The following is a 12,005-nucleotide window of genomic DNA, read 5'->3' as shown; positions in this document are numbered from 1 at the left end:
CCCCACGTCCAAAATGGTAGTTGATATTGACCTAAACCATGGAGGAATACCGGATGAAACGACACCTGTTCAGGTTAGTAATGATCATCCTCATTGTTTTTAGTGGATTGATTTCCATCCCAATGGCCCATCTGTGCCCACAAACCAAAATTCCAACATCCAGTCCACAAAATTCCTCTAGCAAAGAAATCGCCGAGCCGGAACAGGCTCAAGGTGAGATTAAAAAACTGCATACGGAAGTTGAGGAACTTTATCAGGCCGGAAAATATGACCAGGCTTTACCCGTTGCTCAACAAGCTCTGGATAAAGCGGAAAAGATTTTCGGACCAGAGCACGCCCTGATTGCTGAGAGCCTCAACAACCTGGCTCAGGTCTACAAAGCCAAAGGGGAGTACACCAATGCCGAGCTGCTTTTGGTGAAGTCGTTGGCGATGTATGAAAAAGTATTGGGTTCTGAGCACCTGTCTGTTGCCGGCAGCCTTCATAACCTGGCGGCGCTCTATAATGACAAGGGTGAGTATACGCGGGCTGAACCCTTGTATGTAAGGTCATTGACGATCAGGGAGAAGGCACTCGGTACTGAACATATACTTGTCGCGAATACGCTCAATAGTCTGGCTGTGCACTATCTCGCCAAAGGTGATTATCCGCAGGCCGAACCGCTTTTGGCGAGGGCATTGGCAATCAGGGAAAAGCTGTTGGGCGCCGAACACCCATCTGTTGCGGTCAGTCTGCACAACCTGGCTGGTCTTCACTGGGCCAAAGGTGAATACGCCAGGGCTGAGTCGCTGTATATGAGGTCGTTGGCGATTCGGGAAAAAGTTTTGGGGGCCGAACACCCTTCCGTCGCTGAAAGTCTCAATAATTTGGCCGGAATTTACCGAGTCAAAGGTGACTATGCTAAAGCCGAATTGTTTTTAGTGAAGTCGTTGGCGATTTATGAGAAGGCATTGGGTGTTGAGCATCCATCAATTACCGAAAACCTCAATCATCTGGCAGTGGTCTACCAGGCCAGGGGCGAGTATTCCAGGACCGAGCCGCTTTTGGTGAGGTCATTGACGATCAGGGAAAAAGCGTTGGGTGTTGAGCATCCGTCTGTTGCCAGTAGCCTTAGCCACCTGGCTGTGTTCTATCAGGCCACAGGCGAAATAACTCAGGCAGTTGGATATCGGTCACGGAGCAATGACGCCATCGAAAGCGATCTGGCCCGCAATCTGGTTTCCGGTTCGGAAAACCAAAAAGTACTGTATCTGAAAAAGACCGCAAATAAGACGGACCTCACAATTTCTTTGCATGTTCAGACAGCACCACAAGACCCAGCCGCTCTCCGGGCCGCTCTCACCGTGATTCTCCGCCGCAAAGGACGAGGGTTGGATGCGATGACCAACGCCCTGGCGATTTTGCGGAATCAGCAGCGTCCCAAAACCCAAAAACTGCTGGATGATTATGCAAATTTGGCCAGCCAAATCTCGGTTCTGACGTTGCGTGGCCCAGGAAAAAAGAAGCCGGAAGAACATCACGCCAGCATGCGGGTACTGGAAGATCAAAAAGAAAAATTGGAAAACGAGATCAGCCGTCTGTCCGGAGAATTCAAAGTTCAGACCACTCCGATTACCCTGGAAGCGATACAAAAATTGATTCCAGCCAATGCGGCTTTGGTGGAATATGCCCTGTATCAGCCTTTTGATGTGAAAACAGGAACGTTTGGAAAACCACGGTATGTGGCATATGTGCTCAGGCAGAGGACAGGGGCCGAAAAACAGGGTTCAGGGTTCAGGGTTCATGGTTCAAAGTCTGAAGCAAAGGGAATTCAATCTCAGCCAGATACTTTTTCTGGACCGAACTCAGGTTCAAAGGAGAAGGGCGATCTTCAAAAAGTGGAACCCGGAACCCGGAACCCGGAACCCAAAACCCTACTCTGGGTTGACCTGGGTGAGGCCGAAGCCGTTGACCAGGTTGTTGGAGCGCTACGCCAGGCATTGGGGAATTCAAAGAAAGATTTTGTCAAAGAAGTTCAACCGTTATCCAAAGTTCTGGACACGCTGGTGATGAAGCCAGTACGGAATCTGATCGGATCCACCCGCCACCTGCTGGTTTCTCCGGATGGGGCGTTGAATCTGATTCCCTTTTCAGCATTGGTTGATGAAAACGGGAAGTTTTTGGTGGAAAATTATACCTTGACCTACCTGACCAGTGGGCGTGACTTGCTGCGAATGGCTGCAAAAGTGAAGAGCCAGGAACCCCCGCTGGTGATGGCCGACCCCGATTATGCGGATGGGACGGGACCGCAGTTGTCGAGGGGGGCAGTGCATCGGTTGTCACGGCTGTCGGGAACCCGCAAAGAAGGTCAGGAAATCAAAGCGATGTTTCCTGAAGCACAATTAAAGATGAAATCTGACGCAACGGAAGCCATTCTCAAACAGGCTGTCAGGCCAAAAATGTTGCATATCGCCACGCACGGATATTTTCTGGAAGATGTACCCCAGGAACTTGCAGTCGCTGAATCGCCCCAATCTCGACAGGCTTTGGCCGAACTGCTAAAAGACTATGAAAACCAGCGTGAATTAAATCCCCTGTTGCGGTCAATGCTGTTTTTTGCGGGAGCAAATCGGGGTGGGACCGGAGACAATGACGGGGTGATGACCGCGCTGGAAGCGGCGCAACTCAATTTGTGGGGAACGAAGCTCGTTGTACTTTCGGCTTGTGATACCGGTTTGGGGGATGTCAAAAACGGGGATGGGGTCTATGGCCTCCGACGGGCGCTGGTGCTGGCCGGGAGCGAAGCCCAAATGATGAGTTTATGGGCCGTTTCAGATCAAGGAACTCAAGAACTAATGACCGAATATTACACGCGCCTCAAAGCTGGCGAAGGCCGCAGCGAAGCCTTGCGCAACACTCAACTCAAGCTACTCAAAGACCCAAAACGCCAGCATCCGTTTTACTGGGCGTCGTTTATCCAGTCGGGTGATTGGACGAAACTGGCGGAATGAAGGATGAAGAAAGTGGTTAGTGGTTAGTGGTTAGGGACCCAGAAGAAAATAAAGTCCCAATGAACCAGGGTTCAGGGTTCAGGGCTCAGGGTTTGAGGCGATGAAGCAACGGGTTCCGCTCAAGATGAGTACCAGGAAACCGGCGGTTACGGCTCAAGTTGGATTAGCCTACCCTGAACCCTGAACCCTGAACCCTGAACCCTGAACCCTGGTGGTATGATATTTCCATCCGACTCCCTTAGTGGTTAGTGATTAGTGGTTAGTGGTTAGAAATCAATACTTTCGAAGAAGAACCAAGAACCACTTTCTTTATTGTGATGTGGGTCGAATCACCGGCAATGACCGGCGTGGCAGGGAAGCCGGAGGCATTGTCGGAGCTGAACCGCATTTCCCGCATCCACTGGCGCACCCTGGTCCCTCAACCGAAGGTCGGAGGAATGTTCGACGCACCCATCCACAAACCAGATAACTGGCTGCTCCGGCAACACACATCAGGGCTAAAAGTTCTTGTTCCATAGGCAGATACAGAATGAATGATTTCTAACCACTAACCACTAACCACTAACCACTAACCACTAACCACTAACCACTAACCACTAACCACTAACCACTACCCACTACCCACTAACCACTTTCTTCATTCTTCACTGAAACCCCAGCAGCCGCCCACCTTGAAACACCGTCAACGAACCAAGGTAAGCGAGCAAGGTCATATAGCCGAGCATAAAAAAGGGCCAGCGCCAGCTATTGGTTTCCCGACGGACAATCGCAAATGTGGACATACATTGGAGCGCCAGTACAAAAAAGACCATGAGCGAAATCGCAACCAGCGGGCTATACACCGGGCGTCCATCTGGATAGCGGTCGTTGCGCAATGCCTGATGCAGACTGGGAGCCGCTTCGTCAGAATCATCCCCGACGCTATAGACAATCGCCAGGGTACTGACCAGGACTTCGCGTGCCGCAAAGGCCGAAACCAGACCGACACCAATTTTCCAGTTAAATCCAAGTGGAGCAATGACCGGTTCGATCAGGTGACCGATCCGGCCAAGGTAGCTCATCCGGCTGCGTTCGCTTGTTTCTTCAAAGGAGAGTTGAGCCAAACGAGCATCTTTTTCTTCGAGCGAAATTTTCTGGGCCGTGAACAATGTCTCAACCGCTTGCTGCTCACTCTTGTAATTTCTGGAAAGTACCAGAGTTTTGGGATAAGCCGCCAAAAACCACAGAATCATTGAGATAGCCAGAATAACCGTTCCTGCTCGTTGTAAAAATTGTCCCGTCCGGCTCAGGAGCGAAGAAAAAATATTGCGCCAGGAAGGAAGCCGATAGGGCGGAAGCTCCATAATCAGTGGCGTGGTTCCGCTCTTGATGAGTGTTTTCTTAAACAGCCAGCCCATTGAAATCGCAGCCACAATTCCCAGCAAGTACATGGCAAAGAGCACCAGCCCAGCCAGGGTGATGACTCCAAACAGGGTCTGATCGGCAGGGAAGAACGCGCCGATCATCAACGTGTACACAGGTAAACGGGCACTGCAACTCATCAACGGGGCAATCAGAATCGTCACCAGCCGATCTTTTGAGTTTTCAATCGTCCGGGTGGCCATAATGCCCGGAATGGCACACGCAAATGAACTCAACAGCGGAATAAAGGATTTTCCATTGAGCCCGACCCGCCGCATGATGCGATCCATAATGAACGCCGCGCGAGCCATGTAGCCGGTATCTTCCAGCAGCGAAATAAAAAACATCAAAATCAGAATTTGGGGCAGGAACTTGACCACCCCACCAACACCGGGAATGACCCCTTCGGCCACCAGACCTTGCAGGTCACCATCTGGAATCAGCGTTCGCACCCAGTTGCTGGCTTGAGCTGTGAGTTGATCAATGTAGTTCATTGGAAGCTCAGCCCATTTAAAGATGCTTTGGAAAACAACGGCCATCACCACGGCAAAAATCAACGGGCCAAACACCCGATGGGTCAACACGCTGTCAATTTTATCGCTGGTTGTTCGGCGAAACTTTTGGTGAACCACGCCGGCGGCAACGGCGACATTCTTAATCCACCCATAGCGGCCTTCGGCTTCAACCGACCACCAGTCAATGTCGAGTGATTCAAGGTAGGCGCGTGATTCAGCAATTTGGGACTCAACTTCGGGTGTCAGTTCCTGTTTGATTGGGGAAGTTTCGGTGTCATTGAGCAACAGGCGAATGGCTTCGCCTTCAGCCGCTTCGGGTTCAATCTCCTGTTGAATCAGGACATTGGCCAGTTTTTGGACTTCGTGCTCAACTTCGCGAGGGAGCGTCCACTGGCGTTTGGGAAGTGGGGGAAGTGAACCAATCAGGATGTGCCGCAATTGTTCAAACCCGATGTTTCGGCTGGCAACCAGCGGGATGACTGGAACGCCAAGGTGCTCGGACAGGAGTTGCGCATCCAGGTCGAGTCCGTTTTGGGCGGCCACGTCCATCATATTGAGCGCCACCACGACTGGGCGACCAAGCTCCATCAACTGGGTTGTCAGATAGAGATTGCGCTCCAAATTGCTGGCATCAACAATGGATACAATCAGATCGGGGCGGGTCGCGCCTTCCATCAGCCCAAGCAAAACGTCGCGGGCAACCTGTTCGTCAAGTGAGCGAGCAGACAGGCTGTAAGTTCCGGGGATGTCAACCAGCGTCAAATCAACCTGCTCAACCCGCAGGCGGCCTTCTTTTTTTTCGACGGTGACGCCGGGATAATTGCCGACTTTTTGGCGAAGGCCAGTTAAAGCATTGAAAACAGTGGTTTTGCCACAGTTTGGATTGCCGGCCAGGGCGACTGTTCGGAGGGAAGTTGGTTCGGGCGGGGACGAAATCGCCGGGTCAAGACGGGATGAACTCATAAAAACAACAAAGCCAGGGAATGAAGAATGAGCTGTCAGTACCACCTGCGTAAGCAGGTGGGTGGCCTCTTCAGATTCAGTCCACCCGCTTACGCAGGTGGTACTGACAGGGTTACTTCAATCAAGGCGGCTTCTTCTTTCCGAAGGGTTAAATGATAGCCACGGAGCATCAATTCGATGGGATCACCAAGCGGAGCAAATTTCAGTACCCGGACCGTCGTGCCAGGAATCAAACCCATTTCCTGTAATCGCTGGGCGGTGGCGCGTCCACCGCGAAGTCGCTCAATTTGGGCTTCCTGACCAATCTTCAGGGTATCAAGGGTTACCCGGCCAGGAGTCGTTGTTGGGGATGGTGTTGATTGGGAATCGGTCATATATGTCATTTAGAGCGAGTTGTGAGTAGCGAGTCGCAAGTAGTCAATCAAATCTGTTGTTCACGTTTGAGATTTAAAGGGAACTACTCAAACAACGCGGGTAAAGGAATTCAGTTTTACTACTCACTACTCGCTACTCGTTACTCGCTTTTGTGTGCTCTTTCGCTCTAGCCCAAAACCTCAACCAGGATGCCTTCGGCGATGGTGCGGTTCAAAATCAGGCGGCTGCCAAAGACCAGACAGACAAGCGGATCACCGGCTTTGAGGACCCGAACTTCGGCTTCTTCGCACAGGCCGCGTTCCCGTAGCGTTTCAGTGCCTTCCATCGTTTCAAACCCACGAATGCGAACTCGTACACCGGCGGGAACCTCAACCAATTTTTGGGGAAGTTTGGAAGAGGTTTTTAGGGAAGTGAACGGAGAAAGGAGAGCACGAAGTCTGGTCATAAGGCTCCACGGGTACTTAAAAATTTCAGGGGCAAGCCTGGCAAAATGAAGAAGTGTGTTCAGAAAAATGGATACTACTTGAAAAGTGTTTTCAAAATCAATGAGACCTGGTCAAGTTTTCCCGATGCTTTCGGGCAAAAAATAGGTCAGATTTTTGCAGTCACCTGCGTGGGAAAACCCTGTCGCCACGCTTGATTTTTGAGCAACCTTCAACGATACTTGCCGATGCTCTCACCCGTGAGCAGCTCGACAAGGGTTCAGCAGTTTATACTCCAAAAGAAAAACAAGCCGGTGTGGTCTCAGTCACGTGGGACTGGGAATCACCATAGGTGTCTTATGTCAGCTCCAGATCAGCTCAATCTCTATTCAGACCTCCAGCCTGAACCAGTAGAACCTGAGTCGTCTACCTGCACCAAGTGTCGGGGTACGGGCTGGGAGTTTCTGCCAGCACTTCGCCAATCTCGCCCTTGTTCGTGCCGGAAGACCAATCAACAGGATACTTTACTCACCCGGGCCCGGATTCCAATTCGCTTTAAGAATTGCACGTTGTCCAATTATTACCCTCAAGGGAAACCCAATTCACCCGAGCACACGTCGCAGGCTCGCGCCCAACAGGACTGTCACCATTTCTTGAAAGAGTACCCGGCAATTGATTACGGGTTACTGTTTTTAGGCCCCTGTGGCGTGGGGAAAACCCATTTGTCCGCAGCGGTGATCAACAAGTTGATTACCTGGAAAAATGTACCCTGCCTGTTTTATGACTTTCGCGATTTGTTAAAAGAGATTCAGGGAAGCTATAACCCCAACACTCACGCAACGGAATCAGCCGTGCTTGATCCAGTGTACAAAGCTGAAGTGCTTGTACTGGATGAGCTTGGCGCCAATAAGCCAACTGCCTGGGTTCAGGATACGATTACCCAGATTATCAACACCCGGTACAACGAGAAGAAAATTACCATTATCACTTCAAACTATCTGGACACGCCCTTGCCGGGGACGAAACCTGGAGAAGAAACGTTGACAGATCGGGTTGGGGCACGCCTTCGATCACGGCTGTATGAAATGTGTAAAACGATTCTGGTACAGGGCGATGACTACCGGAAAAAAGTCCTGACCTATAAAACCCAACCTTCTTTGATTCGCTGACCATTTATTCTCTTTTGCAAATTGAAAGGCGGCTGTGATTTATTGTCACCGCCGCCTTTATGCCGCTTAACGAATTATGAATTATGAATTATGAATTATGAATTATGGAAGAATCATTGGGTTGTAAAGTGATAGATGATGCTGAGTGTGAGATTGAATAGTTAATAAAGAAAAACTATCCAATTGAAAAAGCACGGGTTTTATCCTCTGAGAATTCATAATTCATAATTCATAATTCATCCTTGGAATTATGGCCCTTCTAAAAGACTGGATTCACCGCTGGGAAGTTCACCTTTCAACCCGTGACCGCAATCGTCGAGCCGACCCGTTTACGTGGGGTCTCGAACATCTGGCGGATATGAATGCCTATCTTCCGGAACCCTTTCCGTTTGAAGATATTGCCCTGACTGATCCGCACCAGTTCCTGATGGAATACAATGCAAAGGTCGTGGCCAACAGTGATGCCTTTTTCACTCCGGCTGAAGTCCCGGAATGGCACTTTCACGATAACTGGCTCACGTTTCGCAGCACGGTTCAAACTCCCTATGAAACCAACAATATAGCCTATGCCCGCTACTTTCCCGTCACTGCCAAAAAGAATGGTTCCGGGGAGATGCCGCCGGTGGTGATTGTCCTGCCGCAGTGGAATGCCGACATTCGCGGACATGTCGCCGTGTGTCAGATGATGAATAAGCTGGGGATGGCAGCGGTTCGCCTGAGCCTGCCCTATCACGACAGTCGCAAACCACAAAATCAAATGCGGGCCGACTATATGGTGAGCCCCAATATTGGCCGGACGCTGCAGGCGTGCCGTCAGGCGGTGCAGGATGTCCGATCCATCATTACCTGGCTGGAAACGCTTGGGTATACACGGTTTGGCATTGTCGGCACCAGTATTGGCTCCTGTATCAGTTTCCTGAGTTATGTTCACGACCCTCGGATACGGGTTGGGGCGTTTAACCACGTTTCAAGTTACTTTGCAGACGTCGTCTGGACCGGCATCTCAACCCGCCACGTCCGGGATGGGCTTGAAGGGCAGGTCCAAAGAGCGGATCTACGCAACTACTGGATGGCCATTAGTCCCCAGCCATTCGTCAAGCGGCTGCGCAACGAAATCCATCATGGCCACAAAACCCTTTTGATTTCAGCGCAATACGACATGACCTTCCTGCCGCATCTGTCACGCCAGTTGATGAGCGAGTTTGAACGCTGCCGGATTCCATACCAGACTGCCTGGATGCCCTGTGGTCACTACACTTCGGGCGAATTCCCGTTCAAGTTTTATGACGGCTACCTGATGGGCAAACATATGGTGAAGTATTTGAAGTGACAGGGTGACAAGAGGACAAGGTGACAGGTAACAAGGGGACAGGGTGACAAGGTGACAGAATGACACAAGGACAAGGGGGCAATGGGACACCAGAGGTTCCTTCAGCCCTGAGCCCCCAGCCCCCAGCCCTGGATTTTTCAGCCCTTCAAAAACCCGGAACCCCGAACCCCGAACCCCGAACCCCGAACCCCGAACCCCGAACCCGAAACGCTGGCTTTGTTGGATTTGCCATTCTAAGCAGTCGAATTTTAGGGCTGGTTCGCGAACAAGTTTTTGCCATCTTGTTTGGTGCCGGGCTGGAGTACGATGCTTTTGTTACCGCTTTTCGGATTCCCAATCTGTTGCGGGATTTGTTCTCCGAAGGCGGTCTCTCAACGGCTTTTGTCACGGTTTTTTCACAAAAGCTTGCAACGCATGGAGAAGCAGCACTGTGGACGCTGGTCAATCGCGTTCTGCATGTGCTGCTTTTGCTTTCCGGGCTGGTGGTTGTGGCCGGAGTCTGGTTTCAACCGCAATTGATGGAACTGATTGCCCCAGGGTTTGGCGGCATTCCTGGCAAAGCTGATTTGACGGTGGGGCTGGCCCGATTGATGTGGCCATTTGTCGGAATGGTGTTTCTGGCATCACTCCTGATGGGCACGCTCAATGCCCGAGAACAGTTTGCCGCGCCATCATTTGCCTCGGCCAGTTTCAACGTCGGCGCAATTTTCGGAGGTCTCGCCTGTGCTGGCTGGCTGGCGCCAGAGTATGTGTTTGGAATGGCTCGCGTGCTGGCTGGTCTGCAACACCCTGACCAGGTGGATACAAGCCGCGTCGCGCTGGCCATTTTCGGAATGGCGGCTGGAACGTTAATTGGCGGAACATTGCAAATTGTCATTCAACTGCCGGGCCTGTGGTCGGCTGGATACCGGTATGCTCCAACAGTTTCGATGACTGACCCGGATGTCCGGCGGGTGCTGTGGTTGTTTCTCCCGGCAGTGATTGGTGGTGCCGCTACGCAAATCAACGTTTTCATCAACACCTATTTTGCTTCGGAACTGGGAAATGGTCCGGTTGGATGGCTCAACTATAGTTTTCGATTGATTCAATTCCCGATTGGCATTTTTGGCGTGGCGATTGCCACCACGACGTTTCCAGCCATGGCGCGGGCAGCGAGTCGGCGAGATTTCTCTGATCTTCAGCGCCAGATTTCACAGGCACTGGGGCTGGTGATGGTGCTGTGTATTCCATCGGCCTGTGGGCTAGCTGTACTGGGAAAGCTCATTGTAGCTGTGATTTACGAGCACGGGAAGTTTACAGCAGTTGATACACAGGCGACGGCTTCGGCGCTCGGATGTTATGCCCTGGGGTTGACTGGGTATGCCGCAATCAAAGTGCTGGCGCCGGTGTTTTATTCGCTGCACGATACACGAACACCGGTGCTGCTCAGTGTTGGCTCAGTATTGCTCAATTTTGGATTGAATTATCTGCTGGTCCGGGTCTTTCACTTTGGCCACACCGGGCTGGCACTTTCGACGGCAGGGGTGATTCTGATTGAATTTGTGATGTTGGTGTGGCTGCTCAAACAGCATACCCGGCAGCGATTGGAAGGGGCTTTTTGGGAGGGATTCCTGAAAATTCTGGTGGCGTCTGGTCTGCTTTCGGTAACCGCCTGGGGATGTGTCCATTTCTGGCAAGCCAGTAGCTTCTGGTTACGTTGTGTCCAACTCACACTGACAATTGGTCTTGCAAGTCTTGCTTTTGCTGTGGTTTGCCGTGTACTGAAGGTTGAGGAGTTTGATCGTGCGCTCCAGGCATTTCTTGGAAAGGTGCTCAAATAGCGCAAATTAAAAAGTTAAGATACACTCGAAAATAACACCGGGTTGAAAGTCAATTGAAACAAGATTGTTGAAAGGGAGGGAGTTTTTATGACACGCCAGGAGTTGTTAAAAGAAATCAACCTGCTTCCATTGGATGAACGTCGGCTCCTTGCTCTGGAGATTCTGGTTGGAAAAACGCTGACTTCAAATTCTGCCCAGCTTCGAGCTATTGATTTGACACCTGGAATGAGAGCCGAGCAATTGATTGGCATCGCCAGGCCATCGGGTGCAACACTAACCGATGATGACTTGAAAGACGTTGTAACTGAGTATCTGATTGGAGAATTTGTAGTTTCCTGAATTCCATACCGCAGTTCTCTCACCCTCCAAAGCTGATTCCCTCATAGATCTCATTTAACGTCAACGAAATCCCAACTGTCGTCAGTTCAACCGTATCTACCAGACCGTTGAATTCTTCATACTTCCATTCGCCGGCATCTGTTTTGAAAAAGTGCGTTACATGCGGACGGTGCTGGGCAACCAGAAGATATTCACGAAATGATTGAATTGATTTGTAGAAGGTAAATTTGTCGCCCCGGTCAAACGCTTCGCTGGTTGGTGAAAGAACCTCGATAATCAACACCGGGTTGGCGAGTAATTCCTGTTTGCCGAGCAATTCGACCTCGCGGTCACCACAGGTAACACTGGCATCGGCATAATGATATGGCGAGGGGGAAGCCGGTGCTTTAATCCGGGCTTCAGTTCCTGAAACCCGACATCGATGGCCATTTGGGAGACGATTTTTCAACAAGCTAATGAGATTGATGATGATATCGTCATGCCGTAAGCTCCCTCCGCTCATGGCGTAGATTTCGCCGTCCCAAAACTCAAGCCGTTCTTCGGACCGATGGTCAAGTTCCAGGTATTCTTCCAGTGTGTATTTCGGTTTTGGAAGCGCAGACATAAAACCTCTGAAATGAAAGAAAAAGAAAAACAACACGTTGCGTGCTTTGCCAGGGAGTTTAAACCATCAGTTCGCTT

At 50.9% G+C, this 12,005-nt stretch carries 10 protein-coding genes; 5 read left to right on the top strand and 5 right to left on the bottom strand.

Features of this window, described 5'->3' with window-relative positions; all coding sequences use genetic code 11:
* Positions 1-53 precede the first annotated feature (53 nt).
* The gene (locus HY774_09265; GenBank protein ID MBI4748668.1) at positions 54-2,990 is read left to right on the top strand and encodes a CHAT domain-containing protein; all 2,937 of its coding nucleotides are present in this window, start codon (positions 54-56) and stop codon (positions 2,988-2,990) included.
* A 309-nt stretch (positions 2,991-3,299) separates the two neighbouring features.
* On the opposite strand, the gene HY774_09260 is transcribed toward HY774_09265, so the two are convergent.
* The 4 genes from HY774_09260 to HY774_09245 form a co-directional block, all read right to left on the bottom strand.
* Positions 3,300-3,506 carry a hypothetical protein gene (locus tag HY774_09260; protein ID MBI4748667.1) on the bottom strand — a complete coding sequence of 69 codons (207 nt, stop codon included), beginning with the start codon at positions 3,504-3,506 and terminating at the stop codon, positions 3,300-3,302.
* Between the two features lie 128 nt (positions 3,507-3,634).
* Positions 3,635-5,869: a ferrous iron transport protein B gene (gene feoB / locus HY774_09255; GenBank protein ID MBI4748666.1), complete on the bottom strand. Its 2,235-nt coding sequence runs from the start codon at positions 5,867-5,869 to the stop codon at positions 3,635-3,637.
* Between the two features lie 89 nt (positions 5,870-5,958).
* Positions 5,959-6,243 (bottom strand): ferrous iron transport protein A, encoded by a 285-nt coding sequence (locus HY774_09250; GenBank protein ID MBI4748665.1) that lies wholly within the window; start codon positions 6,241-6,243, stop codon positions 5,959-5,961.
* 167 nt (positions 6,244-6,410) lie between these two features.
* Positions 6,411-6,689 carry a ferrous iron transport protein A gene (locus HY774_09245; GenBank protein MBI4748664.1) on the bottom strand — a complete coding sequence of 93 codons (279 nt, stop codon included), beginning with the start codon at positions 6,687-6,689 and terminating at the stop codon, positions 6,411-6,413.
* A gap of 336 nt (positions 6,690-7,025) precedes the next feature.
* On the opposite strand from HY774_09245, the gene HY774_09240 reads away from it, so the two are divergent.
* The 4 genes from HY774_09240 (at position 7,026) to HY774_09225 (ending at position 11,324) form a co-directional block, all read left to right on the top strand.
* Positions 7,026-7,835 carry an ATP-binding protein gene (locus HY774_09240; protein MBI4748663.1) on the top strand — a complete coding sequence of 270 codons (810 nt, stop codon included), beginning with the start codon at positions 7,026-7,028 and terminating at the stop codon, positions 7,833-7,835.
* 250 nt (positions 7,836-8,085) lie between these two features.
* Entirely contained in the window at positions 8,086-9,165 is a 1,080-nt protein-coding gene (locus HY774_09235; GenBank protein MBI4748662.1) for an alpha/beta hydrolase family protein, read from the top strand.
* Between the two features lie 59 nt (positions 9,166-9,224).
* Positions 9,225-10,985 (top strand): murein biosynthesis integral membrane protein MurJ, encoded by a 1,761-nt coding sequence (murJ, locus tag HY774_09230; GenBank protein MBI4748661.1) that lies wholly within the window; start codon positions 9,225-9,227, stop codon positions 10,983-10,985.
* Positions 10,986-11,072: 87 nt separating this feature from the next.
* A complete protein-coding gene (locus HY774_09225; GenBank protein MBI4748660.1) occupies positions 11,073-11,324 on the top strand; it encodes a hypothetical protein in 252 nt (83 codons plus the stop codon).
* A 19-nt stretch (positions 11,325-11,343) separates the two neighbouring features.
* Here HY774_09225 and HY774_09220 read toward each other — a convergent pair whose 3' ends face one another.
* Positions 11,344-11,928, bottom strand: a complete 585-nt coding sequence (locus HY774_09220; protein MBI4748659.1) for a Uma2 family endonuclease — start codon at positions 11,926-11,928, stop codon at positions 11,344-11,346.
* Positions 11,929-12,005 lie beyond the last annotated feature (77 nt).

Source organism: Acidobacteriota bacterium (genome assembly GCA_016208495.1).
Taxonomy (GTDB): Bacteria; Acidobacteriota; Blastocatellia; order Chloracidobacteriales; family Chloracidobacteriaceae; genus JACQXX01.
This window is presented reverse-complemented; position numbering and strand designations above follow the sequence as displayed.

Bases quoted from the DNA above. Each gene is read 5' to 3' on its own strand.
- HY774_09240 (MBI4748663.1), top strand. From the start codon at position 7,026: ATGTCAGCTCCAGATCAGCTCAATCTCTATTCAGACCTCCAGCCTGAA.
- HY774_09265 (MBI4748668.1), top strand. From the start codon at position 54: ATGAAACGACACCTGTTCAGGTTAGTAATGATCATCCTCATTGTTTTT.
- HY774_09235 (MBI4748662.1), top strand. From the start codon at position 8,086: ATGGCCCTTCTAAAAGACTGGATTCACCGCTGGGAAGTTCACCTTTCA.
- HY774_09245 (MBI4748664.1), bottom strand. From the start codon at position 6,689: ATGACCAGACTTCGTGCTCTCCTTTCTCCGTTCACTTCCCTAAAAACC.
- HY774_09225 (MBI4748660.1), top strand. From the start codon at position 11,073: ATGACACGCCAGGAGTTGTTAAAAGAAATCAACCTGCTTCCATTGGAT.
- HY774_09260 (MBI4748667.1), bottom strand. From the start codon at position 3,506: ATGGAACAAGAACTTTTAGCCCTGATGTGTGTTGCCGGAGCAGCCAGT.
- HY774_09220 (MBI4748659.1), bottom strand. From the start codon at position 11,928: ATGTCTGCGCTTCCAAAACCGAAATACACACTGGAAGAATACCTGGAA.
- murJ (MBI4748661.1), top strand. From the start codon at position 9,225: ATGACACAAGGACAAGGGGGCAATGGGACACCAGAGGTTCCTTCAGCC.
- feoB (MBI4748666.1), bottom strand. From the start codon at position 5,869: ATGAGTTCATCCCGTCTTGACCCGGCGATTTCGTCCCCGCCCGAACCA.
- HY774_09250 (MBI4748665.1), bottom strand. From the start codon at position 6,243: ATGACCGATTCCCAATCAACACCATCCCCAACAACGACTCCTGGCCGG.